Annotated in this window: 23 protein-coding genes; 14 read left to right on the top strand and 9 right to left on the bottom strand. The window is 45.8% G+C overall.

The features are described 5' to 3' along the window. Window positions 1-68 precede the first annotated feature (68 nt). Window positions 69-1,970, top strand: a complete 1,902-nt coding sequence (locus tag NLX82_RS24580; protein ID WP_028541392.1) for a serine hydrolase domain-containing protein — start codon at window positions 69-71, stop codon at window positions 1,968-1,970. Window positions 1,971-2,069: 99 nt separating this feature from the next. After that, the gene (locus NLX82_RS24575; RefSeq protein ID WP_075154151.1) at window positions 2,070-5,105 is read left to right on the top strand and encodes a chitinase N-terminal domain-containing protein; all 3,036 of its coding nucleotides are present in this window, start codon (window positions 2,070-2,072) and stop codon (window positions 5,103-5,105) included. Between the two features lie 311 nt (window positions 5,106-5,416). Here the strand turns inward: NLX82_RS24575 and NLX82_RS24570 are convergent, their stop codons facing one another. Then, window positions 5,417-5,764: a hypothetical protein gene (locus NLX82_RS24570; protein ID WP_023988452.1), complete on the bottom strand. Its 348-nt coding sequence runs from the start codon at window positions 5,762-5,764 to the stop codon at window positions 5,417-5,419. Between the two features lie 365 nt (window positions 5,765-6,129). Between NLX82_RS24570 and greA the strand changes: the two genes are divergently transcribed. Further along, entirely contained in the window at window positions 6,130-6,609 is a 480-nt protein-coding gene (gene greA / locus NLX82_RS24565; protein WP_013310174.1) for a transcription elongation factor GreA, read from the top strand. 133 nt (window positions 6,610-6,742) lie between these two features. Here the strand turns inward: greA and NLX82_RS24560 are convergent, their stop codons facing one another. After that, window positions 6,743-7,282 (bottom strand): transcription repressor NadR, encoded by a 540-nt coding sequence (locus NLX82_RS24560; RefSeq protein ID WP_028541390.1) that lies wholly within the window; start codon window positions 7,280-7,282, stop codon window positions 6,743-6,745. Then, window positions 7,279-8,433: an IscS subfamily cysteine desulfurase gene (locus tag NLX82_RS24555; protein WP_028541389.1), complete on the bottom strand. Its 1,155-nt coding sequence runs from the start codon at window positions 8,431-8,433 to the stop codon at window positions 7,279-7,281. Before NLX82_RS24555 ends, NLX82_RS24560 begins: the two co-directional genes overlap by 4 nt. A 166-nt stretch (window positions 8,434-8,599) precedes the next feature. On the opposite strand from NLX82_RS24555, the gene nadA reads away from it, so the two are divergent. Beyond that, on the top strand, window positions 8,600-9,706 hold the full coding sequence (gene nadA, locus NLX82_RS24550; RefSeq protein WP_028541388.1) for a quinolinate synthase NadA: 1,107 nt from the start codon (window positions 8,600-8,602) through the stop codon (window positions 9,704-9,706). A gap of 43 nt (window positions 9,707-9,749) precedes the next feature. On the opposite strand, the gene NLX82_RS24545 is transcribed toward nadA, so the two are convergent. Then, window positions 9,750-11,105 (bottom strand): outer membrane protein assembly factor BamB family protein, encoded by a 1,356-nt coding sequence (locus NLX82_RS24545; RefSeq protein WP_023988456.1) that lies wholly within the window; start codon window positions 11,103-11,105, stop codon window positions 9,750-9,752. 232 nt (window positions 11,106-11,337) lie between these two features. Between NLX82_RS24545 and NLX82_RS24540 the strand changes: the two genes are divergently transcribed. The 3 genes from NLX82_RS24540 (at window position 11,338) to NLX82_RS24530 (ending at window position 13,619) form a co-directional block, all read left to right on the top strand. Further along, the gene (locus NLX82_RS24540) at window positions 11,338-11,658 is read left to right on the top strand and encodes a hypothetical protein (protein WP_023988457.1); all 321 of its coding nucleotides are present in this window, start codon (window positions 11,338-11,340) and stop codon (window positions 11,656-11,658) included. Beyond that, window positions 11,624-12,457 carry a membrane protein insertase YidC gene (gene yidC, locus NLX82_RS24535; RefSeq protein WP_023988458.1) on the top strand — a complete coding sequence of 278 codons (834 nt, stop codon included), beginning with the start codon at window positions 11,624-11,626 and terminating at the stop codon, window positions 12,455-12,457. Before NLX82_RS24540 ends, yidC begins: the two co-directional genes overlap by 35 nt. Window positions 12,458-12,944: 487 nt before the next feature. Then, window positions 12,945-13,619, top strand: a complete 675-nt coding sequence (locus NLX82_RS24530; protein ID WP_076265375.1) for a phosphatase PAP2 family protein — start codon at window positions 12,945-12,947, stop codon at window positions 13,617-13,619. Between the two features lie 42 nt (window positions 13,620-13,661). On the opposite strand, the gene NLX82_RS24525 is transcribed toward NLX82_RS24530, so the two are convergent. Continuing rightward, complete coding sequence (locus NLX82_RS24525) at window positions 13,662-14,312, bottom strand: undecaprenyl-diphosphatase (protein WP_076265376.1); 651 nt, start codon at window positions 14,310-14,312, stop codon at window positions 13,662-13,664. A 147-nt stretch (window positions 14,313-14,459) separates the two neighbouring features. Between NLX82_RS24525 and NLX82_RS24520 the strand changes: the two genes are divergently transcribed. Continuing rightward, on the top strand, window positions 14,460-15,170 hold the full coding sequence (locus tag NLX82_RS24520; RefSeq protein WP_075154156.1) for a response regulator transcription factor: 711 nt from the start codon (window positions 14,460-14,462) through the stop codon (window positions 15,168-15,170). Then, window positions 15,170-16,543 (top strand): sensor histidine kinase, encoded by a 1,374-nt coding sequence (locus NLX82_RS24515; RefSeq protein ID WP_075154157.1) that lies wholly within the window; start codon window positions 15,170-15,172, stop codon window positions 16,541-16,543. The genes NLX82_RS24520 and NLX82_RS24515 overlap by 1 nt, the downstream gene beginning before the upstream one ends. Window positions 16,544-16,592: 49 nt before the next feature. Here the strand turns inward: NLX82_RS24515 and NLX82_RS24510 are convergent, their stop codons facing one another. Beyond that, entirely contained in the window at window positions 16,593-17,066 is a 474-nt protein-coding gene (locus NLX82_RS24510) for a C40 family peptidase (RefSeq protein WP_028541384.1), read from the bottom strand. A 353-nt stretch (window positions 17,067-17,419) separates the two neighbouring features. Here NLX82_RS24510 and NLX82_RS24505 point away from each other — a divergent pair, with 353 nt between their 5' ends. Both NLX82_RS24505 and NLX82_RS24500 read left to right on the top strand, forming a co-directional pair. Next, window positions 17,420-18,454, top strand: a complete 1,035-nt coding sequence (locus tag NLX82_RS24505) for a glycosyltransferase family 4 protein (protein ID WP_075154158.1) — start codon at window positions 17,420-17,422, stop codon at window positions 18,452-18,454. A 5-nt stretch (window positions 18,455-18,459) separates the two neighbouring features. Next, complete coding sequence (locus NLX82_RS24500) at window positions 18,460-19,203, top strand: succinylglutamate desuccinylase/aspartoacylase family protein (protein WP_075154159.1); 744 nt, start codon at window positions 18,460-18,462, stop codon at window positions 19,201-19,203. A gap of 226 nt (window positions 19,204-19,429) precedes the next feature. On the opposite strand, the gene NLX82_RS24495 is transcribed toward NLX82_RS24500, so the two are convergent. Both NLX82_RS24495 and NLX82_RS24490 read right to left on the bottom strand, forming a co-directional pair. Then, window positions 19,430-20,773 carry a sugar phosphate nucleotidyltransferase gene (locus NLX82_RS24495; protein WP_075154160.1) on the bottom strand — a complete coding sequence of 448 codons (1,344 nt, stop codon included), beginning with the start codon at window positions 20,771-20,773 and terminating at the stop codon, window positions 19,430-19,432. A gap of 60 nt (window positions 20,774-20,833) precedes the next feature. After that, entirely contained in the window at window positions 20,834-21,670 is an 837-nt protein-coding gene (locus tag NLX82_RS24490) for a DUF6492 family protein (RefSeq protein WP_023988468.1), read from the bottom strand. A 207-nt stretch (window positions 21,671-21,877) separates the two neighbouring features. On the opposite strand from NLX82_RS24490, the gene NLX82_RS24485 reads away from it, so the two are divergent. After that, complete coding sequence (locus NLX82_RS24485; protein WP_068938724.1) at window positions 21,878-22,741, top strand: YheC/YheD family protein; 864 nt, start codon at window positions 21,878-21,880, stop codon at window positions 22,739-22,741. Window positions 22,742-22,828: 87 nt separating this feature from the next. Here the strand turns inward: NLX82_RS24485 and NLX82_RS24480 are convergent, their stop codons facing one another. Next, the gene (locus NLX82_RS24480; protein WP_023988470.1) at window positions 22,829-23,311 is read right to left on the bottom strand and encodes a DinB family protein; all 483 of its coding nucleotides are present in this window, start codon (window positions 23,309-23,311) and stop codon (window positions 22,829-22,831) included. Window positions 23,312-23,449: 138 nt separating this feature from the next. Here NLX82_RS24480 and NLX82_RS24475 point away from each other — a divergent pair, with 138 nt between their 5' ends. Both NLX82_RS24475 and NLX82_RS24470 read left to right on the top strand, forming a co-directional pair. Then, a complete protein-coding gene (locus tag NLX82_RS24475) occupies window positions 23,450-23,998 on the top strand; it encodes a CGNR zinc finger domain-containing protein (protein ID WP_023988471.1) in 549 nt (182 codons plus the stop codon). A gap of 194 nt (window positions 23,999-24,192) precedes the next feature. Continuing rightward, window positions 24,193-24,972: an ABC transporter ATP-binding protein gene (locus tag NLX82_RS24470; protein ID WP_254349201.1), complete on the top strand. Its 780-nt coding sequence runs from the start codon at window positions 24,193-24,195 to the stop codon at window positions 24,970-24,972. Window positions 24,973-24,982: the final 10 nt, after the last annotated feature.

Here is a 24,982-nt window from a genome sequence, read left to right as displayed (position 1 = left end):
CTCGCTATGCAATCACCGCACGGTTCAAATCATTAAATCAACTTCATACGTAAGGATGGTACTTCAATATGAAGAATAAAGGCATTTGCTACCTATCCGCTTTTTTAGCAGCGTTGTTTCTCTCGAACCTGCTCATTGCTTCGGCATGGGCAACAGACAGCATAACACCTGATTCATTGGAAAAAACAGTGGACAATATTATGAGTACAGAATTGGAAAAATTGCATATTCCGGGGGCTGCAGTCGTCGTGACCCAGGAAAACCAAATCCTTTTTAGTAAAGGCTATGGATATGCAGATATGGAGCGGAAAGTGGTATTCGATCCAGCAAAGACCATTGTTCGTGTCGGATCTCTAACCAAATCATTTAGTGCAAGCGCCACGATGCAGCTGGTTGAGCAAAATAAGCTTGATTTGAATGAAGACGTGAACAGCTATCTCCACAGCTATAAAGCTACGCAATACCAAAATCAGCCTTTCAATTTGCATCAGCTTTTGACACATACCTCGGGATTAGATGAAGCGCTGTACGACATTAACAGCTCGACTCGGGCAGGCGTTTTGCCCACAGAGCAGTATCTCAGCACGTATTTTCAAAATCAGCCTCCCATCCGCAAACCTGGAATTCAGTATGATTACAGCAATGTCGCCTACGGTCTGATCGGTAATATCGTGGAGCAAGTAAGCGGTCAGGGACTGAATGATTACCTCCGTACACATCTGTTCCAGCCGATGAATATGCCCAGCGCGACACTGGAATTGCCGTTAAATCATCCTGCACTGGCCCAGTCGTATCAGTGGAAGGACGGAGCGTATTTGAAACAGCCTTTGTCGTATATCAATCTGCCGGGAGCAGGAGCGTTGAACGTCACACCCAACGAGTTTTCCCATTATCTGATCACTCATTTAAACCAAGGCAAGTATGAGGGCAAAGTGGTGCTTCAGCCACATACGGTAAAAGTGATGCATGCGCAGCAATTTGCAGTCGATGCACGCCTGGATGGCGTGGGCTACGGATTTTTTCGTGGTCATTTGGAGACGGGAGTACCTATGCTGTGGGCTACCGGGGAAATTGATGATTTTATTTCTGAGATGGTATTGATTCCGTCCCAAAAGATTGGTATTTTTGTGATCATTAATTCAGCTGACACGGACACCCTGCTACATGGAAAAGTCATCCATGCGATAGCCCAAATGCTGCCCTCAGAGCCGCAGGCCGTTTCGCAGTCACTAGCTCGCTCTTCCACACAAGTGAAACTTTCGCCAGAGATCGAGGGCGTATATCAGGTGGATTCTAATCCTGTTCATGGTTGGGGAAAATGGATTCGGATACTGGGAAGCATTACATACACCGTGCGAATTCAAGATGATCATACGTTAATTGTTAAAGGAAAACACCCAAATGAGAATGAAGCAACAGACAAAGTGTTTCAAGCAGCAGGTGATGGATTGTTTGTGGAAAAGGGGGGCCAGCTTAAAATTTTGCTGTATCAGGAAAACGGTACTTGGATGATGGTTGCCCCAGACAGTAAGACCATGAAGCAGACGACACTTTGGCACCGTACCTGGACTCTGCTTGTCAGCTACGCTGCCGCCTCCTTATTTTTCATCACAACCTTGCTGATTTGGATTGTAAGATATGTGATCAGAGATATCCGTAAAACGAATAATCACATTTCGTCCAACCTTGCATTCATTGCGTCACTAAATTCGATTTTTCTCGGGGTGCAGGTCATCTATGGTAACAATCAGATCGTGTATGGCTATTCCGCCTGGTATATCTGGGGAATTTGCACGTTACCGCTCATTTCAGCTCTCATTGCCGTATGGGTATTGATCGTGAATGGCGCAAAGCTGATTACAGGGGAAAGGAGACCCCGGGCTGCTGGGAAAATCCTATTTGCGGTACTCACATTGCTGCATACGGTGTATCTCTTTTATTGGAATTTACTTCCTATTCATTATTCCTAAAGATTTACAAAACAATGCATATTCGAACATAAATGAATGCTAAAATTTGTATCTGATGCCCCCCAGAGGGGCTTTAAACCAACAAACAGGAGGAGAATAATGGGAATCTTTCGTCGCTTTACATCCCGTAGCTTCAAATACGCAACTGCTATGGTTTTCACTTTATCGTTGTACGCTGGTGTTGCGGGCAGCATACAACCGGTACGGGCAGAAGGTCCGGCGGACCCAGCCCCCTTCATTGCTGCGAAAGTGGTCAATGAGAACGCTGGTAGAAAAGTGCTGTTTGATAATACACATGGACAGACAGCTGGCGCAGCAGATTGGGTGATTGATGGTGGATTTTCAGACTTCGGCCAAGCCCTCGCGAGCAATGGCTATGATGTACACGAGCTTCGCCAATCTACGCCTATTACTTACAATGATCTAAAGAATTATGATGTATTTGTTACGGCAGAGCCAAATATTCCTTTTAAACAGAGCGAACAGGCTGCAATGGAGCAGTATGTAAAAGCAGGCAATAGTATTTTTTTCATTGGAGATCATTATAACGCGGACCGCAACAAGAATCGCTGGGACGGATCGGAGAGCATTAATGGCTACCGTCGTGGTGCATGGGAAGACCCTGCGAAGGGAATGAGTGCAGAAGAAAAAAGCTCAGCAGCGATGCAGGGCGTAGTCAGCTCAGATTGGCTGGGCAGCCAGTTTGGTGTGCGCTTTCGCTACAATGCATTAGGCGATATCACGGCTAATCAGATTGTCGAGCCAGCGCAGGCGTTCGGCATTACAGCTGGAGTGAGTAATGTGGCAATGCATGCAGGATCAACACTCGCGATTATCGACCCGGCGAAAGCCAAGGGAATCGTATATCTCCCTAAAACCAATCAGGCTTGGGGCAACGCGGTAGATCAGGGCGTTTATAACGGAGGCGGCATTCCAGAAGGACCTTATGCAGCTGTATCGAAAGTAGGACTAGGCAAAGCTGCTTTCATTGGGGACTCGTCTCCTGTTGAAGATGCAACGCCAAAATATTTGCGCGAAGAGACAGGAACCAAGAAGACAACGTATGACGGCTTTAAGGAGCAGGATGACGCCGTGTTACTGGTCAATATCGTAGACTGGTTGTCCAACAAGGAGGAGTATACCAGCCTGACGGAAGTGAAAAGCTTACAGCTGGACCAGCCGACGGCATTACTGCCTTTTGAAGAGCCACAGACTTCCACGGAACCACAAGCCGAGCCTTGGTCCGCTCCCGCAGCCGGCTACAAATGGTGGGATCAGCGAACATTCAAGGCAGGGTCCTATGGCGGATCTACAGCCAGTGTGCAACCAGTGTACAGCATCGTTCGTCAAGAGCAGCTGCCCAATGCACAGCCTTTTCAAATTCGAGTTACTGCCGACCAACTGGCTCCTAACAGCACGATTAGCGGATTTAGCACAGGTATTTATGTAGCGGGCGGCAATCAAGTAGCCCAGATTCAAAATCCGGATGGAAGCTGGCCAACCTCTTACGGCTATAGCGGAACATTTAGTTTGGAGTCCAACGGCAAAGGGCATGCCTATAAGGACTTGACGGTGCGGATCAAGCCGGGAACCAGTGGTTCAGCTAATCTTAGACTGAGGCAAAACGGCAGCAATCTGCTGACCCAATCCGTCGTGCTGGCTGATGTCCCGGCCCAGCCGTTGCCTGAGGAAGGCAATACGGTTCCAGCTCGTATCAGTGTCGCAGAAGCACGGAGTCTCCCGGCTGGCAAAGTCGTGACCTTAGAGGGTGTTGTGACGACAGAACCAGGTGCATTCGGCGGTCAAGCCTTTTACATGCAGGATGAAAGTGGTGGGATTTATGTATATCAGAACCAAAGCGGCTTTCACCAAGGTGATCGAGTAAAGCTTACAGCAAGCTTGGCACTGTATAATAGTGAGCTAGAGTTAACCGATCCAGTGGCAATTGAAAAAACGGGAGAAGGACAAACGCCGGAAGCTGTACAAGTCACCGAACTCAGTGATGCGAACCAAGGACAGTTAGTTGAGCTTCCTACGGCAATGATTCGTAATGTGATAGACGCGACTCCCGTAGGTTCGTTTGAATTTGATGCAGTATCTGGTGAAGGAAGTCACCATGTGCGCGTCGATGCACGTACAGGCTTAACACGGACATCTTTTCCATATCAAGAAGGACAGCAAGTGAAGCTGAAGGGAATTTCGGCGATTTTCAAAGGGAATTATCAGTTAAAACCGCGTGGACTGGATGATTTTTCAGCTCAGACAGGCGCAGCATTGCAGGAAGTAGAGCTTTCACTGGATCAAACGACCCTCAACATTGGGGATACGGCAGCGACACATCTCAAGGGTACGCTGACAGATGGCAGCGAAGCTGATTTAAGCCGCGCTTCTGTTCAGTATATCAGCAGTCATGAATCCGTTTCACTGGATACTTATGGAGAACTTAAGGCCCTAAAAGAGGGGAGCGCGGAGATTACAGCCAGCGTCACCTTGGACGGTCAAACAGTGGTATCCAATCCTGTAGCCGTTAGAGTCAAAAAGACTGCTGTAGGTGAAGTGCCGGGAAAACCTGTGCTGTCGCATGATAACGGGCAGGACACTGGACTGAAGGATGGCAACTACAACATCACCATGAATCTGTGGTGGGGTACGAATGGTGATGAACTCAAGTTGTATGAAAACGACAAGCTGATTGGCACCGAATCATTGCAAGCTGCTTCCCCTGGAGCACAGCATGCAGTCATTCCTGTTACAGGCAAGACCAATGGTACCTACACGTATACTGTAGAACTGATCAACGCTTCTGGTAAAACGACCAGCGACCCGTTAACTGTTGAAGTGACCGATGCTTCGCCTGGTATTCCAGTGCTGTCTCATGACAATTGGGACGGTGACGGCACCTACACCCTTACAATGAACATGTGGTGGGGCACGAATGCGACAAAATACAACTTATATGAAAATGGAGAACTGATCGACGCCCAGGATCTTCCAAGCCAAAGCCCGCAGGCCCAAAGTGCAGTCACCAACATCCAAAATCAAAAGCCGGGTACATACGAGTATCGGGCCGAGTTAGTCAATGCTTCAGGAGAAGTTTCTAGTCAAACGATAAGTGTAGAAGTAAAGGGCCATTAAGTAGAAAGGATGGTCCGTTAAAAAGTAAGAGCATCTATTGACCTCGTGAGAGTCTATAGATGCTCTATTTTATTTTTACGATATGTCTGCCACTATGGTGTTCTGTCGAGCTGTATTTATATAAGAGAGAAGCATGAAAAAAGTACCCGCAGCGGGTACTATCATTTTAGGATTGTGTTGGTTGAGCAGACAGTCCCTCTATATCTGAGGAGCCATAGAAGAACAAGGCAACTAGTATCACAATAATGACAACCTCTGCAAAATATTCTCCATCAAACTCACTCACCACAAGTATCTCCTTTCGCCACTTGTTAATTGTTTACTTTCTGTGAAAAGGCCTGTATTACTTGATCAAGTGTCATATTTCCATTATCATTTAAAAATTTTACCATATTATCGACATTGGAAGGAGTAGATGCTAATGTTTTGTATTTTCCAGTGAGGCCTAAAAATAATGTTGCTTGTCTGTATAAAGTCACGGAATCGACGTTTAGTTTTCCCGTTAGTAGGAGGGCTGCCACTAAGACCTCCACATTTTTCCCTTGAAGAGCAGAAAAGATAGCCGAATTACTGTTTAATCCATTTTTCTTTTGACCGTTGGGGGGGGATTTGGATTTACGATTCCCATTCCCATTACCATTCTTTCCTAAGGAAGCCATTGAATCTTCCTCCCGCCATATACTGCTCCTGCCTGGTTTTCACAAAATTCGGGACAAGGACAGCGGCACTGCATGTGCTCATCAATATACGTTATGATCATACGATATGCGAATAAGAGAGCATTGGTTACTATAAGAATCACCCTGGCTGAAGGTAGTTGGCTACTATTATCAGTAATTTATTTCGCATGTTGGTCCGATTTAGAGTAAACTACAATAAAGCAAGCCAAATGAGCAATTTGCATACATCCCAAGAGCGTTTCCAATCAGCAATGTTTAGACCGAAACGGTTTAGTTCGTTTATTGTATTTTTGAGCGTTGAATTGGAATTAAGCAAATGCTGAAATAGGAGTTGTAGATAAAATATGTCGAATGAAGAAGTATTGTTAACTAAAGAGGGATTGGCCAAGCTAGAGGATGAGCTTAAGGAACTGAAGACCGTAAAACGTAAGGAGCTAGCCGAACGGCTTAAGTTGGCTATCAGCTACGGTGATTTGAAGGAAAATAGTGAGTATCACTCAGCCAAGGACGACCAAGCATTTATGGAAACCCGCATTCTCATATTGGAGAAGATGCTGACCAAAGCCCGGGTCGTGGACGAGAGTAATTTAGACCTTAGAACCGTTAGTATCGGATCGACTGTCATTCTGAATGACATCGAATTTTCGGAGAAGATGGAATACAAAATTGTAAGTCCTGCTGAGGCGGATGTTCTGGATAACAAAATTTCCTATGAGAGTCCTTTAGGCAAGGCACTTTTGGGGAAAGAAGTGGGCAGTATCATTCATGTGGATGCACCCATGGCTGTAATCAAATATGAGTTGCTTGAAATTAAGCTCACATAGTTCATTCCCGATTCCCTTATATGAGGGGGCCGGGATTTTTTTATTTCTCGCTACTTACATACCGTCCATGTGGAGCACAGTTGCACTCCACATACTGGACAGGATTTTCTTTACTCCGCTATAGCGCACTAAGTTAGTCCGTCATCAGGAAGCCTGCTTGCTCCAGTGCAGCGCAGGCATCGTTAATTTTATCTTCATCCGAGGCATTCAAGGTATGCAGGTGGATGCCTCCCGTCAGCTGGGACAAATAAGTGGCCTGGGTGGAACTGATTTTACGGATAAAATCGTCCACTTCCTTGCGAGTTCCAACCCGTATCGGAGCAGTTAGATCCCCGTATACCGGATGCTCAACAATAACATCCTGCACACTTACACCGTAGTCCACAATCAGCTTTAGTTCCTCTTCTGTCTGTTCAGGTCGATGTTTACACACAATAATACGTGAGGCTAAGGGGGCTGTCTGACCCGCAGGCTCCATATAAATGTATCCTTGACTCGTTGCAAGGATAGGCTCTTGGCTTGCTTTTAACAGGGAAATATCCTGTACAATTACTTGTCTGGAAACGGAGGATCTGCGTGCCAGTTCGCTCCCGGTCAGCGGTGATTCGCTCTTCAGCCACAACAGCAGCTGCTCGCGGCGATCCGTACCTGACCGCTTTAAAGATTCAGTCAACGGGATAAGCTCCTTTCTTGTCGATGCGTCAGGTCTGTCAAAATATCTACCAGTACATTCAATTCCTCGATGGTGGTTGCCCTTCCGAAAGAAATACGGATAAATTGTAATGCTTCACGGTCGGATGCTCCAAGCGCTTGTAAGGCAGGCGAAGGATCGTGGTGTCCGGCGGCACATGCGCTTCCGGTTGATATACAGACACCTCTGCGATTACATTCCAGCATAACATATTGTCCCTCGTAACCGTGAAAAAAACATCCAACTATATGATGAAGCACTGCTTTATTCTCGCTTTCCTGTACGACCCAACGTAACGGAATGGATCTTTCCTGAATTTTCCTAATAAAGTGTCTTCTCAGGGTAGCATATCGCTCCTGATGCGACTCCATCTGTTCGGTCATCATTTCTGCCGCCGCGACAAAGGCTGCAATCCCGGGAACATTAACCGTTCCAGGACGAAATCCGTTTTCATGTAGCGTATCAGGGTACACGGGACGCCACGGGGTTCCGGGTTTGAGATATGCAGCACCGACACCTTTGGGGCCATACACTTTATGGCTCGATACAGAGAGTGCATCTACTCCCATGGCTTCTACATCTAAGAGAATATTCCCAAATGTCTGTACCGCATCACTGTGCAGCAAAATACCCCGTTCGTGTAGCAGGGGAGATATGGCAGCAAGGTCCTGAACCAGTCCCGTTTCCGAATTGGCGTGTTGTACAGATACAAGTCCGGTGTTTTCTCTCAGGTGAGGTAAAAGAGCTTCGCGAGTCATTCGTCCTTCCCGATCCGGTTGCACAATGGTCAGTTCATAGCCCTGACGTTCCAGCAAAGTAGCAAGGTTGTACATCGAGTGATGTTCCAAAGCGCTCATGATCCAATGCTTTTTATGCGGCGGCAACCCGTTCAGGATTGATTGCACAATCAACATATTGGATTCTGTTCCCCCGGTTGTAAAATAGATGCCTTCCTTTTGCCCGCCAATCATATTTGCTATTCGTTGCCTGCTGTAATCCAGCGTGTAGGCTGCTTGACCGCCCGCATCATGGAGGCTGCTGGCATTTCCGAACATTTCCTTATTTAATACGTTATACATATTTAAAGCTTCGTCACACATAGGTGTGGAAGCGGCATAGTCCAGATAAATCACAGTAATTCCTCCCTGCTTAAAAATAATTCCATTCAAAAACTCTTGAGATTATTGTAGTCATGTGTAAATATAAGTGTCAAGACACTTGTAAACAGTTATGTACACAAAGCGGTTATCTGTTCGTGAGAGCGGAAACGATCAGCCGCATCGATATGGAGGGATTCTAATGTCTATGCTTGACATTTTACAAGGAAATAGAGGGCTTATACCAGAGCATTATAAGACACTGACGGTTGCTGACATGGAGCAGCGAGTGGCCGAGTTGAAACAAAAATGGGGACCCAAGCTGCTTATACCGGGCCATCACTATCAGAAGGACGAGGTTATTCAGTTTGCTGATATAACAGGAGATTCTCTACAGCTTGCTCAAATGGCTGCACAAAATCAGGAAGCGGAGTTTATTGTATTTTGTGGGGTACATTTTATGGCCGAGACAGCGGATATGCTGACTACTGATCGACAGACTGTTGTCCTGCCGGATATGCGTGCAGGCTGCTCGATGGCAGATATGGCGAATGTGGAGCAGACAGAACGAGCATGGAAGCATTTACAGGAATGGGTAGGAGATACGATCATACCGTTAACGTATGTAAATTCCACAGCAGAGATCAAAGCCTTTGTAGGGCGACATGGCGGGGCTACCGTGACCTCTTCGAATGCCAAACAAGTGCTGGAATGGGCGCTGAAGCAAAAGGAACGTATTTTGTTTTTGCCGGATCAGCATTTGGGCCGCAATACAGCTTACGATCTTGGAATTCCGCTAAATGAAATGGCCGTGTGGAATCCCATGACCGATCAGCTGGAGACTGAACAGGACCCGGCAACCGTAAAAATTATTTTATGGAAAGGACATTGCTCTGTTCATGAAAAATTCACGGTAGATCACATTCGCAATGTCCGCGAGCGTGATAAGAACATCCGGGTCATCGTGCACCCCGAATGCTCTTATGAGGTCGTACAGCTCGCAGATTGCGCGGGCTCCACAAAATTCATCATCGATACCATTCGCGCGGCAGAGCCGGGAACCCAATGGGCTGTTGGCACAGAAATGAATCTCGTGCAACGAATCAAACAGCAGTACCCTGAACAGCAGATTGAATCGCTCAATCCCGATATGTGTCCCTGTCTGACCATGAACCGGATCGATCTTCCCCATTTGCTGTGGGCAATGGAGCAGTTTGATCGGGGTGAGCCTGTGGGTGTGATTCGTGTGGATGCTCAGATCAGACAGGATGCTGTACTAGCATTGAATCGTATGCTTGCTATCCGTTAACCTTTTGCTGTTCCAGCGAGAATGCTGCTTAAAATCTTTGGTCTTATTTTAAAGAAGCAGGGAGCTTGACGCCAAGCAGACGGTTTCCGCTTTGAATAAATATCATTCCACCGGATTTGAGCGTTGGACCGAAGGAGCGTGAGCCTGTGTTGACAGCAAACACGGGCTTTAAGCTCATCAAATCATAGCCATGAAATACGCCATCTGATTGCCCGACATAGACTCCTTTACCGAATACGTCAGCTTGAACGGTCGGATTATCGCCGTCGTAATGAATGAATTGACCTGAGGACAGCTTCATAGCAGTCAGTCTGGATGTACTAAAATCTTGGTAGAACATGCGACCTTCATGAATAGACAATAAAGGAACAAGTTGATCATAGCCATTTTGCGCCCACTTGCGAGCAGGTTTGCTATCTGGTTTATAGTTCCAGAAGTCATAGGAAGCTAGTATCTTTCCCTGAAAGACATAAAGGTCTTTACCGTACAAAAAAGCAGAACCGTATATGCCTCCAGATTGGAAAGTGCCATCTTTATTTTCAGCCTCAGTCCATCGGTACTGACGATCTCCTTTGGATTCACCTGTCTTGAGGTCGTACTGTGCTATCGTAACTTTTCGATTTACCGGGTCATCATCAATCATAAACGTATTGGCAACAGAGTAGACAATCCCGTCTTTAACGGCCAGTGGAAAAGAACTTCTGAAGCTGTCCCAAAGCTTTTTGCCGGTTTTAGCGTCATAGGCATTAATCTGTTCAAAGGTCAGGCTGCCCTGTACATTATAGTTGCGGATAAGCACACCGTCAGTTTCCATTATTTCGCCCAAACCACTGTATGAGTTCTTATCCTCACTGATTTTCCACTTCACCTTGCCACTGACAGCATCAATGGCAGCCGTTTGCACCGATTGCATAATATATATAGTTGGACCAATGCGCTGAATACCATATGCTTCAGTAAATCCAAGCGGAGTGGACCACACTTTCTTGCCAGCTTCTGTAACGGCATAGATAGAACCGCTTCGTGTCATTCCGTAGATGATACCTTTGTTGTACGTTAAAACAGGGGTAAGTTGATCACCATATTGCCACAATTTCCGACCCGAACTGGCCTCAAGGGCAACCAGTCTATGGTTCGAGTCAACCGCGAATACCTTACCGTTTTCCGCTATTGCTACCGCCTTATCTGGATATCGGTTTCTATCGATTGGGATAACGGGAAAAGACCAGGAAGGTTTGATCACAGGTGCCTGGATTGTGGTGCTATAAGCGGCGTTACTCATGGAGACTGCAGATTGCTCTGCACTTGCCTTTTCAGTGAATCCATCGCTGATTAAGGGCAGCCCAATGCTGGCTAACGCCAATCCTGTAAACAATGTGCTGTGTATCGTTTTTCTCATACGCGCTGGCTCCTTTAATGGTTAATAGGGGAGTAAGGCTTTATAGAAAGTCACCTTTGATTAGACTGTAAATAAACCCAAAAGTTTCATGTTGTATTTACATTTTGGTTGTTTTGAGCATAAATACTTAAATTCAGTTGCTTGTGTCCAACCTGTATCTCTAATTAAAGATTAGTCGCTTGTCCGGTTTTCGTGCTATAATTGTAGCAACAAACCGAAGGAGGTGAATCCCTTGTTTGAGCTCCAGGACCTACTCCCTTATTTATTTACAATCGGCTTGCTGTGCACAGTGACTTATGCATATCTCGCTCATTTGCACGGCAATGTACCCGAATGCTGGGTCGAAGGCGGGCCCGTAAGGTCGCATGCTTCTCCACAGATGCCGATGTCTGCTCGTGGACAGGACATGCCTGTCCGGCTGGCCCGACATATCCGGCGTAAGGAAGCGCCGGATGAAGATGCATCCGATTGTTCTCCCTCGTTGAACGATGGCACAGCCAATCAACGAGGAGGAACATATGAAACGATTCAAGGGATTCACCTTTTGGGGTAAAAAAGAACGGATATTAGGATTAATGGTAGCGTTGGCGGTGGTTATGCTGCTGTCTGGTTGTGGTGCGAATGCTGCGGAGATAAATGCACAGACACCCGGATTTTTTAATCATTACGTGGTGTTCCCGCTTTCTTGGCTTATTCAGCAATTGGCGCAATGGTTTGGTGGAAGCTTTGGGCTGGCGATTATGACTTTGACATTCATTGTCCGGCTGGCCTTACTGCCTCTTATGATGCGTCAAACGCGTGCCCAGCAGGGGATGAAGCGTAAGATGAGCGCCATGCAGCCCGACTTGGACCGAATTAAGAAGAAGTATGAAAACAAGAAAGATACCACCAGCCAGCAGAGTATGCAGCAGGAAATGATGTCGCTTTATAAAGAGCATCAATTCAATCCGCTTAATATCGGTTGTCTGCCTATTCTCATTCAGCTCCCGATCTTGAGCGGTATGTACACTGCAATCCGCTTAACCCCGGAGCTGGCGTCTCACTCCTTCCTATGGTTCCGGCTCGGACAGCCGGACTGGATTTTGGCAATCGTCGTCGCAGTTGTATACTTGGCACAGGCCAAGCTTTCTCAGCTTCAGATGACGCCTGACCAGCGCAAGCAATTTGCGATCATGGGCTATCTTTCACCGATTATGATGGCGGTCTTTTCCTTTAATGCCCCTTCTGCCATGCCATTATATTGGACAGTAAGCGGCACCTTTTTGCTGCTTCAGTCGCTGTGGTTCCGCAGACGCTATCCAATAGAGGAAGCAGAGAGTAAGGTTAAACTTGGAGAAGTCACACCAACCTAAATAGAAGATGATATTTGTTTAACTTAAGATTTGCGCTTGTAGTATGCCACGTGTAATCATAGGATGTCATTCGAGCCGTTTATAAGGCTTAGAATGGCGTCCTTTTTTGATGCTGCTTTTTCGCTACATTCCGCTTGTGATTTTGTAGTCAATATGAAATCCTTATATTATAAAATGATTCTTAAAGTTGGGAGAGGCTATATGAGAACTCCAACCACGTCCATAGAATGATATGATCATCAAATAAAGGAGGACGGATGCTATTGCATGAGAAGCGTGCAAAAAGCACCCGGCTATATACCAACAGGGATACCTCATGGGCGCCTGATCCCACCTTTTCCAAAAAAAATGGGTTTCGACATGTGGAGGATGCACCTAGTCTTTGAATGAAATGATAACAGAAAAATGGGTAAAGTAAGATATATACGAAAGCTAATGCTGGACTTTGTTTTATCACGCAATGAATGTTATGGAGGAACTATAGAAAATGAAGAAAACACCAACAAAGCTGCCCATTTCCTTAGCACTGCTCACATGTATAGTATGTGCGCTCGGTTTTGGCTTAATCGCATTATGGGTGAGCGACCATCAAATCCGGTATTTTGACCAGAAAATTATTACGGCTATTCGACAGCTGGAGTCGCCCGCCATGACCCGTCTAATGAAATTTTTCACCATGATCGGCAGCGGGATTCCAGTTGTGATCATCATTTTAATTGCCATGTTCGTGCTTTATAGAGTATTGGGACACCGCAGAGAACTGCTTTTTTTGGCGGCTGGTGTGTTGGGATCGGTAATGCTGAATACGATACTGAAATTGCTTTTTCAGCGTGCGAGACCGGAGATTAACCGTATTATTGAAGAGAATGGATACAGCTTTCCGAGCGGACATTCCATGACAGCTTTCAGCATGTACGCTGCGCTGACATTTTTAGTGTGGAAGCATGTTCCTTCTAGGCTGGGGCGTATCCTTCTTATTGTGCTCAGCAGTCTGCTGATTGTAGCAATCGGAACGAGCCGCATTTATTTGGGCGTACATTATCCGAGCGACGTTGTGGGTGGCTATTTTATGAGTGGCTGCTGGATGGCGGCTTGTATTTGGTTTTATCAGCGGTACGAAGAACGACGAATGCTGCCACTTCGCTCCAAATCGACAGCATAATAGGTAGCATAAATAAATGAAGCATATAAAAAAGCAGACGCTTTAGCGTCTGCTTTTCATTTGGACAGAGGAAGTGTGTTCAGTCATCTTAGTTCTGGCCTGTTCACCAGGATTGAGCCCCAGCTTCTGCTCCCATTTTCCATAAAATATAATAGCCGCCTGCATGAAGATGCCAGGAAGCTTCCGGCTTCGAATGAATTGATGAACGCCAATGGCACAACCTGCACCAATAAGCGCACCTGCCAAAATATCCGAGGGATAATGCACTCCGGTCCACACGCGGGATACTGCGATGAGTACAGCCAAGATAACCCAGAGAACACGGAATTTTTGATGATGAAGCCATAAAATGGAAGCCAGAGCAAACGCTCCAAGTGCATGGTTACTTGGGAATGAAGCATTAGGATCATGGTGAACAAGCTGAATGACTGAATGTCCGACAAAAGGTCGATCTCTGTAAAACAAATGTCCAAGGCCCCAACTAATTACAAAACCGATACAAACCGTTATAACGGCTTCTAAAACCATCATCCGATGCGGCATTTTAAAAGTGAACCAGTAAATCAGCAAAGCCACTCCGAATAAATATGGTGCATATTGCGCCAAGAAACGCATGGTTCCATTCAAAAAGGCGAGGGAATTAGCCAGTTCATTGATCCAGTGAAATAAAGCATAATCTACATTAATTAACATGAATAAATTACTCCTTAACATCAAAAAATTGAATAACAAAGTTATATTATAGAGCGACTACACGGATAAAAGCTTAAAATCAAATAAAAAATGAATGTCATTTCCATTACTCATTTGTTTTTTCTATAGAAAATAGGTGGTTTTGCGATGGAAAAGTCGGTGCTGGTCATTGATGATGAAGAGAAGATATCCAGATTGCTTCAGTTGGAGTTATCCCATGAAGGATATGCAGTTGAAATCGCACAGACGGGCAGAGAAGGATTGGAAAAAGCTCTAGCACGTACATGGGATATCATCATTTTGGATGTAATGCTGCCGGAGATGAACGGGGTCGAGGTACTGAAGCAGATTCGAAAAGTGGACAATCATACACCAGTAATTATGGTCACTGCACGTAACACGACTCCTGATAAGGTTTCAGGTCTGGATGAAGGTGCCAATGATTACATTACGAAGCCTTTTGAGATCGAGGAGTTATTAGCGCGGATGCGGGCCAGTATGAGGCATCAAATGGAGCCAACAGCTACCGCTTTACAAGAAGAGGACAAGCCGCCGTCTAGGCTCCAAGTGGATAGTTTGGTGTTGGAACGCAAAACCAGGTCAGTAGTGCGGGAAGGAAACCGAATCGAACTGACGCCAAAAGAATATGATCTGCTTCTTTATCTGATGGAGCACAAAAATCAGGTATTGCAGCGGGATCAAATGATTCAGGACGTGTGGGGATTTGATTTTGTCGGTGATACGAATGTCGTAGATGTGTATATCCGGTATGTTCGCAAAAAAATTGATCATGGATACAAAAAGAAATTGATAAAAACCGTGCGCGGTGTTGGGTACTTCATCCGGGAGGAAGACTAGTGAAGCTTCGGACCAAAATCACCCTGCTCAGTTCTATTTTAGTGATGTCGATACTCCTGTTTGTGGATGTTACAGTTCACCTATTGTTCGTCAAAATCGCTACGCGAAATGAAAGAGAAGTGCTGCAAAATAAGTGGACTGAAATCATTGCCGAAACCGGACCCACGATGATTCTGAAGAATGCATGGGGCCCCAAACTGAAAGATGAGCTTTCTGGAGATACCATTTTGAGGGTATTTGATCAGCAATCCCGACTTTTGTATGAAGTAAGTCGCCAGTCCCGCTTTAAGCTGGGCGATATACGTTTTAACACTTCTCAAAGCTCTCAACTGACAGATGTACAGGGTCATAAAATTCTGGTTATCCATCTGCCTGTGCTTTCTCTGGAGGGCAATCAGAAGGGGACGCTGGAGATCGTGGAAAAATGGGATGCACTCGAAACCAATCTCGATATTTTAAATACGATTCTCATCACATCGACTGTAGGGGCTATGTTGCTAAGCTTGGTAGGAAGCACGATTTTGGCGAATGCCATATTGCTGCCGATTTCCAGTAGTATTCAAACGATGCAGGAAATTGAAAGAAGCTTGAAATTTAAAAAAATCCCCGCTGGCAGTCATAATCAAGATGAATTGTCCCAAATGACCGCCACTTTTAACCGAATGATGGAGAGATTAGAAGAAAGCTTTCAGAGCCAGCAGCAGTTTGTTTCAGATGCCTCACATGAGCTGAACACCACTCTTATGATTATTGAGGGCTATGCCAACATGCTGCGGCGGTGGGGCACGCGTGACGAGGACATTCGTAAGGAATCCATTGAATCGATCTATGAAGAAACTCAGCGAATGCGTACGATGACACAGCAGTTGCTGACTCTTGCCTCCTCACAGCAGAAAGATCCTGAGCCGCATGAGCGGATAGAAATGATCGGTTGTTGTCAACAGGTGGTAGCGCATCTCAAGCCTGTACATGATCGTCAAATTTCTATTTTAACAGAAGAGAACGAAATTTGGCTGGATGCCAATCTGACAAAAATAAAGCAGTTGCTAGTGATCCTGCTGGATAATGCATTAAAATACAGCTCGGATGAGATCGAAATAGGGTTATCTACAGATGAAAAGGATGTCTATATCCAGGTTAAGGATTATGGGATCGGAATACCTGAGGGCGAGATCAAGCGGGTCTTTGAACGATTTTATCGGGTAGATAGCTCCAGGCATCGTAAAACCGGAGGAACGGGGCTGGGGTTGCCAATTGCCAAGGCAATTACAGATGCCCATCAGGGTACGATACGCATGGAGAGCGTAGAAGGAGAAGGAACGGTAGTCATCGTCACGCTGCCCCAAAGACAACAGGAAAGGCTGTCCCGCTAGTAGATACATCTACTAGCGGGACAGCCCTTTTTATCATCTGAAATTTATTCTAAAGGACACGACGTGCTGTTGTGTAATTGCGACTCCACCATCCGGAATTTAGATCTGTAACCGTTACGCCGCCTTTACCATACGTATGCAGAATTTTGCCGTTCCCCATGTAAATGGCTACATGATGAATTGGTGCATAGAAAAAGACCAAATCGCCTTTTTTCAGCTGACTACGCGGTACAAAAGTGCCAACAGTTGATTGCTGTCTAGACGAACGTGGTAGCTTAATGCCATTTTGTGCAAATACATATTGAGTGAATGAAGAGCAGTCAAAAGAGCTTGTATTGCCAGCTGGGGCTCCATGCTCATAACGCACGCCCATAAACTGGGAGCCTTTAGAAATAATCCGATCAGCTTTACTTGCCGAAGCAGCATGAGTGGTGGCTGGTCCAACGACGAAGCTCCCTGCGCTCAATGCCAAAGTCATAGTAAAGCAAATACCCATCCACAATTTTTTAGAAGTATGTTTCATATATAAATTCCTCCGTTATTCGTATTGTGTTGATGTCCTGAAATGACAATAACACAAATAAAATATCCGGAATTTACCACTCATGGTTACAAACCTGTTACCCCAACGCTTTGTCCTCATTTATTAGAAAACGATGAGAATTTTCTCCTTAATTTTGGCTTGACAAATTGTATAGACTCCACTTATAGATAGGCTCGTATGACAAAAAGCGACTTGCAGACGATTGGCACAAGCAATCACGCAAAATATACATACCTATATACTACAATTTATAACTTGTACGGGAGTATGCTCTGATTCCCGTTGACATTGTAAGGATCACACCGTATTTCCGGTCAGGAAGGGGAATTCGTATGGCTTCAAAGCAGAATAAAGCACTCAAAAAACGGCGTCTAACCATTGTTCAGGTCATTTCCAACTATCCAGATGCACAGCCGGTACCCTCCAACAAGGGCGGAACGGAAAAGGTCGTGCATGAATTAACTGAGGAATTGGTGAGACGAGGGCATCATGTATCTCTTTTTGCCGCTCTTGGGAGCAGGAGCAGTGCGCGGTTGATTACCTATCCCAAGGGTTTGAAACATAGTCAGATCCCCCAATATGTACTCCGGCATATGCCTTCCGACACACATATCATTCATGATCATACCTTTCGTTCTGCTGTAGGGCGTAGGAAGCTGCCTTGTCCATCAGTATGCACCGTTCATCTTCCAGTGAAGAGACACGGTAAAAACCCGGTATATGTCAGTAAACGAGCACGTCAGCTGATGGGCAGGGGCAAAGGATTTTATATCTATAACGGCATTAACACACATGAATACGAGTTCAGCAGTGAGAAGCGTGGCTACTTGCTGTTCATGGGCAGAATTATACGAAATAAAGGTGTATTGCAGGCCATTCAGGTTGCAGAACGAACAGGAAAAAAACTGCTTATTGCAGGTCCTATCAAAGCTCCAGAATTTTTCCGCAAAGAGATTCAGAAACGAATTCAGCGTAATCCGAATATACGCTATGTGGGGGCAGTTGGAGGCGATCAGAAACAGAAATTGCTGAAACATGCAGAGTGTCTGTTGTTTCCGACACTGTGGGAAGAGCCATTTGGACTCGTTATGGTTGAGGCCATGGCTTGTGGAACACCAGTGCTGGCATTAAAAAACGGCTCCGTTCCCGAGGTGCTCTCGGGCTTTCCACAGTTGATTTGCAAATCGGTTAGCCAAATGGCACGAAAAGCACAGCAAAAAAACTACCCGTCACCAGCGAAGCTGCGTTTGTATGTGACTCAAAGATTTACCAACAAACAGATGACCAGTAACTACTTAAGACTATACCGTGAAATCATCCGTCGGAGAGAACACAAGAGAGGACAACGACAGCCTACACGGAGGTGAGGGGAATGCAGGTTAAACGGTATATGCTCGGAAAGGGCTCTTGGGCAACTCCTTATTATATAGCCACAGGGGCACAGAAAGGTCCGTGTGTGTTGGTGGTGGCGGGAATACATGGTAAAGAAATAGCAAGCATACGAGCTGCTGAGAAACTGGTAAAGCTTTTGAATCAGCAAAAACTGCCATTTAGCCAGGGTAAGCTTATAATTGTACCGATTGTAAATCAAGAGGCTTACCGCAAACGGATTAGAGGAATACCTGATCTTAATCGAACCTTTCCGCGCAAAAAAAAGCAGCTGGCAACACAACCACTTTCCGCTGCTCTATTCAAATTAACACAAAAGCATCAACCTGAATGGTATCTCGACTTGCATGAGGCTAACGGATTGTCACAAAAGGATGCCAAGGTGCTTGGTCAAACGCTAATCACCAACAAAGCCAATCCGGTGGTTCCTGCGGTTCGCCGGATTATTAAGCGAATGAATCGCTCCATCCAGGTGAGCGACCGACATTTCAACATTCGGCTGCATGAGCTCCCAGGTTCCTCCCGCACTGCTGCAGCCCGCATTTTAGGTGCACGCGCGGTTACCGTGGAAACGGGTTGGAGCCTGCCCAAGAAAGTACGCATACACTATCAGTTAGAGATCGTCCGGCATTTTTTAAAAGAAGCCGGAATAGTCAAAGGCAACGAGGTATATTTATCTGCCAAGGTAAGAACTATTATCTCAAGAAAATATGGCATCACAAAATAAAATCGCTTCTGGAGCAAGGATTTTTTCACCTTGCTCAGGAGCGATTTATTATGTGCGACCTCCGTTCAGAATCCGTAGCGTGCTATGTTATATCTGAGGATTTTGCAAAAAATCCAATAAGCGACTTCCAATGAACAATATATAGATCGAAATGCTCTAGTTCGTCTATATATTGCACTTTGGAGCGACTGGAATCGAATTTTGCAAAATCCTGATCTATGTGTTGTCAGGCCTCGGATTTATAGAAGGCATTCACCAAGCTGTTCCCCAGACGTACCTCAATCAGCTCCAGTGGTGTATCCTGATCGGCACGGATCGTGTGATACGTATCAACCGGTATGCTAAATACAGAACCGCTTGCGGCAGCAAAACGTTCTCCGTTCAGCATGACCTCTCCACGACCGGACACAATCGTCCATACTTTAAGTCCACTGCCGTGAATACGGCCATTCAAGCGGTGATCTGGCAGTACCGTCAGCCGTATGGCCAGTATATCGTTCAGACTCCGATGATCAAATTCGTCCAGCACCCGGTAACTGCCCCAAGAGGTTTCACCATGCATAGGGTGAAGTTGAAGTTTACCTAGCTGCTCCTTGATTACGTGGGCATGGCTCTTGGACGCAATGAGAATGCCGTCGGGACTCGCAGCAGCAATAATATCTTCCACGCCAATGACATGAATTGGATAGGGCAGCTCATTGACGATGTGCGTACCAAGAGTCTGACCACTAATCTGTCCACGCCCGATCACTTGGCTGCTTAGCTGCTCTGTTAGGGCCTGCCAGTTGCCGATGTCGTGCCATTCGCCATCGTAGGGCAGGACGATGGCATGTTCGGCACGCTCTGCAATCTCCTCGTCGAAACTGCGAACCGGGAGGCTATCATACATTGCGCATAATGCTTTATCGTTCAGCGGCAAATAACTTCGCTCCATACAGGACAGCATATACCGTAATGTAAAAGCGTAAACACCACAGTTCCACAGCGCGCCCTGATGAATAAGCTGTTGTGCCCCGGAGAGATCCGGCTTTTCTGTGAAGCGGGCAACTTGCGCATAAGAAATTTTCCCTTCCCGTATCATTTGCAGACCCGGAACGACATAGCCGTATTGGTCGGAGGGATGAGTAGGCCTTGTCCCAAGCATAGCCAGATCGGCTCCGCTCTCAAGCAATAAGCCGGAGAGCGCTGCTATGCTATGGAAGAAATCCTCCCCTGCATACATGTCCGCTGGAGCAATGCAGAGAACTTCATCCAGCCCCGTGCCTCTGGTGTGAAAATAAGCAGCCGCCAGTGCAGCTGCGGTGAAGGTTCCCCGTTTGGCAGGCTCGCCTAGAACGGGCAGACGACCTTCTGTATGGCGAAAGGCTAGATTTACCTGACTCCGATGAGCCAGAAGCAGGGCTGAGGAATCCAGCCCAGCTAAGGTGAGCTGACGGTACACCCGGCTGAGCATAGATTCCTTTCGCCCGTCAGGAGCGGACAACAACCGGAGAAACAGCTTCGACCGGATTTCGTTGGATAGTGGCCATAGCCGTTTTCCGGCACCACCGCATAACAATACGATGCGCACGGACGTTTCCTCCTTCAATGCAGATCCATTGTACTGCATCATTTTGCAGGATTTTAAGAACTATTTTAGCGATGATTCAATCTTTGTTTTTGGAGCAAGCTGGTACACCTTGCGTTGATGAAAAGATAAGGAGCGATAGCTCTTGGCCAAGACATCCAATTGTTTTTGCGACAGGGAAGAAGCCCGACTATGAAGCGCTTTATTCAATGACTTGCGCAAAATCATCCGAGAGGGTTGATTGCTGTATAAATAGTTGGCATACGTTTCATATTCGGAAAACCCAAACTGTTTTGTCCGGTCTATACTGTGGATAATTGCGCTGTACCAAGGTTTTCCATGTCGGGCCTCGATAACTTGCTTGAGCTGGGTAAGCCGCGCTTTTTCAAAAAGCATATAGTGAGTAACAAAGGACTTTGGTGAGGGAGCTTTAACGCCTATCAGCTTGTGATAGGTGCGAAAATACTCAGGCTGGCTCCAGCTGCGGTAGTAAAAAATCGTTTTTCCGTCTTTACGGAACGTATGTGGACGAATCAAAATCGTGTCCGCGTCAATGACGAGAAAAAAAGAGGCTTTACTGATTTTGTCGCCATTCATTTTGAGCAATTGTTGATACAGCCAGCCTGAGCGGTCCCAGCGCGTTGTCCCGTAATGAATATGTTTTTTGGTGATGGGCAGCACCGTTTTTTCGTCTATAAATGTACATTTCTTGTTTACGCACAGACGGCGAATCCCGGTGCTTTGCGGTGAAACGATATAAATAGTTCCAATTCGGTGCTGCACGTGACGGCGTAGACTGTCAATCACCAGCGGTAGTGTGGCAATATCTTTATCAATTGCGGGAATCAGAATATCGATTGTAAGGGAACCCTCTCGTGGCCCATCCGATTGCGCTGACATGTTATTCACTCCCTATATGTGCAAATATACGCTCCCAGCGTCTCCCAATATCGTATGCTTGGACAGGCGTTTTCGACCGGGCAGGTCAAACGTCCATTTCTATGCAGGACAGGGCTGATGAAGCTTCGAATGGGGAGTTAGCGCATACGATAGATTGATCTTTTTTAACAGGAGCGTTCTACCTGAGAGTAGAGAGGAGAGGGGCAAGTGAATTCTTCAAAAGCGCAGGCGTTGCGCAGCAAATGGCATAAAACCCAATTGTTGCTCCAGCATGGAAGCATCAAACCTTATGTACCAGAAACTCGCAAATATAACAAAGCAAATTTGAAGTCAATGCTGGAGAAATACGGTATGGTCTATGTAAAACCCGAGCGAGGTACCTTTGGTAAAGGTGTAATGAGAGTAGAGCAGGAGGCCGGCCAGCGTTTCGCCTATCAATATGAGGAAACGCGTCAAGAATTCAAACATTTGGATGCACTATATACCAGCCTATCGAAACATACGGGGAAGAAAAGTTATCTCATTCAAAAGGGAATCCATTTACTACGCCATCAAATGCGTTATTTTGATATTCGGGTTATGGTGCAGCGGAATGAAAAAGGGCTATGGGAGTCTACCGGAATTATTGGACGTCTTGGTCATCCTCGTAAAATCGTGACTAACTATCATAGTGGTGGTAAGCCGATGGCCTTGGAGCAGTTACTAAAATCCCATTTATCGCAAAGCAAACAGGCGGAGCTGGTCAAGAAACTAAATGAACTGGGTCTTACCATCGCCAAACAACTGCAAAAAACATATCCGAATTTCCGGCAAATTGGTGTGGACATTGGACTGGATCATCGCTTTATCCCGTGGATTATTGAGGTGAATACGAAGCCGGACCCATATATTTTTAACCAATTAACAGATAAGTCCATGTACCGTAAAGTGTTAAGCTATTGGCGACTGGCTAATGAAAAAAGGAAAGTCTCCGTCCCAAGCAAAGATACAAATAAAGACAAGAATAAAGATAAGAGTAAAGATAAAAATAAGAATGTAATTAAAGATTCAAAAAAAGAAAAAATATCTTGACCAGTAGATTGCTTCATTGCCAGCAGTTAATACAGAAAAAAGGATGAATATTTCATAATTCATCCTTTTTAATTAGGATATTTATTTTTAAACGCGCCAAGTACCCAGTTGTTTACGTATAAGTACGATTTGTCCACTATGATATGCATCGTGCAGCGTCCACCGCGATAATTCTGCACCGAGAGTTTCGGAGCCGAAAGGCTTATCCAGATCAGCATCAGTCAAAGCAGTAATGGCGACAAGCAGTTGGTTTACAATAGCTTCTGCTTCTTTCAGTGTCTTCTGCCATCCTTCATGGTCTTCAGTATCCCCTGGCGGACCGAATGTCTCATCGTTGCTTATTCCAGTTGAGCTTACAGGTCGGTCAGTTAAACGTCTCAAAATACGCTCATTGTAATAATTAATGTGACGAACCGTTTGCCAAATCGTGTTTCCTCCACCTGGTGGTGTCCAAGTGGCTTCCTGTGTATTCACACCGTGAAGTGCTGCGGCAAGAGGAACAATCCATTCTTCCTTATCCCATGAATTTTCTCTTTGCAATACCAGCATATTTACTCGATCTCGGCTCACCTAACCCAACTCCTTTTGTAGGGATGTAACTAGCTAAATGTAGAATAAATCGTTACAATTAATAATGTAGCATGACAAAATAAGATTTGCAACCAGTTAAAATGATTTTAGTGGTTACAGGCGGTAGGGGGAACTCTTTTGAATACACTTTGGACTGATTTTGTAAACAGCGAATGGCATGACTGGAGAGGTAGCGGGCGTTCAGAAGATCGTTTGTTGAAGCCGGAATGGCAAAATGACTTTCTCATACAGTGGCAATTTTCCGCTCCGGTCCCAGCCAGTGCAGAAGATATCGAAGAAATGCAAATTCTCCGGCGGGAATTGCGTAGCTTCGCTGAGCACCTGACTTCCGGAGGACAAATGACATCTGATCTGGTGGATACGATTAACCGGAAGATGATAGAAGGGGGGCCGGTCACTCGCTTATTAAAGCAACAGGATGAGCATTTCAACATTGTGCTGGAACCTGTGGCAAATGGTTGGAAAAAAGTGCTGGCAGAGGTGGTAGCCGATTTTGCCCAGGCATTCGTCAATAGCGGCGGCTCCAGAATTCGTATTTGCGATAACACCGATTGCCGATGGGTGTTTTACGATGATACCCGAAATCGGTCAAAGCGATTTTGCGACGATAAGATGTGCGGTAATTTGATGAAGGTACGTCGATTTCGCGAACGTAAGAAACAGTAGATGAAGCGAGAGAATTTACATGAGCAGTACATGTTGAGCCCACTCCTATATGAACAATGGAGTGGGTTATTTAAAATTGAACAACCAGTGACCCTATGCTATGCTTACATGAAAGAGAAGCCAGACGTACTAACGATGATCTTTACTATGCGTATAAACATCTGATGATACGACGAATAGAAAGGATGTATGCCATGAATTCTGTCATTGAACTTAACAATGTAAGCTGGAAGAGAGATAACCGCACCATACTGGACCAAATCAATTGGCAGGTAGCTGAGGGAGAGCACTGGGCTGTACTCGGCTTGAATGGGTCAGGTAAAACAACGATGCTCAATATGATTAACGGTTACATATGGCCAACCACAGGTAGTGTCGGTGTATTGGGCCATACCTTTGGAGATGTGGATCTGAGGGAACTGCGCAAATCTATCGGTTGGGTCAGTTCCTCTTTACAGGAAAGAATTAATGGGAGTCAGCGTACGCAGGATGTTGTCATTAGTGGCAAATTTGCCTCCATTGGACTTTATGATCAGACGACGGATACAGATTATGAACAGGCCGTTCAGCTTATGACGCAACTGGGGTGTGCTCATCTGGTGGATCGGTTGTATCAGGGATGCTCACAGGGAGAAAAGCAAAAAGTGCTTATCGCCCGTGCATTAATGGCCTCGCCCAAGCTACTGATTTTGGACGAGGCGTGTAATGGTTTGGACTTTTTCTCCCGGGAAGCATTGCTGGATAGCGTTCGCCAGTTATCGGAGTCGCCGGCTTCGCCGAATTTACTGTATGTTACACATCATATCGAAGAAATTCTACCGATGTACACGCATACGATTCTAATCCGCCGGGGCACGGTATTTGCCAAAGGTAAAACGACTGATATTCTAAGCAGTGAAACGCTTAGTGCTTTTTTTGAAACGCCTGTGCAAGTAGAATGGAGACAGAATCGCGCATGGCTCTCTATGTTGTAGAGAGTCTTTT

It is taken from the genome of Paenibacillus sp. A3M_27_13 (assembly GCF_024213315.1).
GTDB lineage: Bacteria > Bacillota > Bacilli > Paenibacillales > Paenibacillaceae > Paenibacillus > Paenibacillus polymyxa_B.
Note: the sequence above shows the minus strand (reverse complement) of the source record. Positions and strands in the feature narration are given on the sequence as shown.

Coding starts and splice junctions, on each gene's coding strand:
- NLX82_RS24575 (WP_075154151.1), top strand. CDS start 2,070: ATGGGAATCTTTCGTCGCTTTACATCCCGTAGCTTCAAATACGCAACT.
- NLX82_RS24570 (WP_023988452.1), bottom strand. CDS start 5,764: ATGGCTTCCTTAGGAAAGAATGGTAATGGGAATGGGAATCGTAAATCC.
- NLX82_RS24530 (WP_076265375.1), top strand. CDS start 12,945: ATGAAGAAAACACCAACAAAGCTGCCCATTTCCTTAGCACTGCTCACA.
- NLX82_RS24580 (WP_028541392.1), top strand. CDS start 69: ATGAAGAATAAAGGCATTTGCTACCTATCCGCTTTTTTAGCAGCGTTG.
- NLX82_RS24490 (WP_023988468.1), bottom strand. CDS start 21,670: ATGTCAGCGCAATCGGATGGGCCACGAGAGGGTTCCCTTACAATCGAT.
- greA (WP_013310174.1), top strand. CDS start 6,130: ATGTCGAATGAAGAAGTATTGTTAACTAAAGAGGGATTGGCCAAGCTA.
- nadA (WP_028541388.1), top strand. CDS start 8,600: ATGTCTATGCTTGACATTTTACAAGGAAATAGAGGGCTTATACCAGAG.
- yidC (WP_023988458.1), top strand. CDS start 11,624: ATGAAACGATTCAAGGGATTCACCTTTTGGGGTAAAAAAGAACGGATA.
- NLX82_RS24510 (WP_028541384.1), bottom strand. CDS start 17,066: ATGAAACATACTTCTAAAAAATTGTGGATGGGTATTTGCTTTACTATG.
- NLX82_RS24520 (WP_075154156.1), top strand. CDS start 14,460: ATGGAAAAGTCGGTGCTGGTCATTGATGATGAAGAGAAGATATCCAGA.
- NLX82_RS24505 (WP_075154158.1), top strand. CDS start 17,420: ATGGCTTCAAAGCAGAATAAAGCACTCAAAAAACGGCGTCTAACCATT.
- NLX82_RS24470 (WP_254349201.1), top strand. CDS start 24,193: ATGAATTCTGTCATTGAACTTAACAATGTAAGCTGGAAGAGAGATAAC.
- NLX82_RS24525 (WP_076265376.1), bottom strand. CDS start 14,312: ATGTTAATTAATGTAGATTATGCTTTATTTCACTGGATCAATGAACTG.
- NLX82_RS24545 (WP_023988456.1), bottom strand. CDS start 11,105: ATGAGAAAAACGATACACAGCACATTGTTTACAGGATTGGCGTTAGCC.
- NLX82_RS24500 (WP_075154159.1), top strand. CDS start 18,460: ATGCAGGTTAAACGGTATATGCTCGGAAAGGGCTCTTGGGCAACTCCT.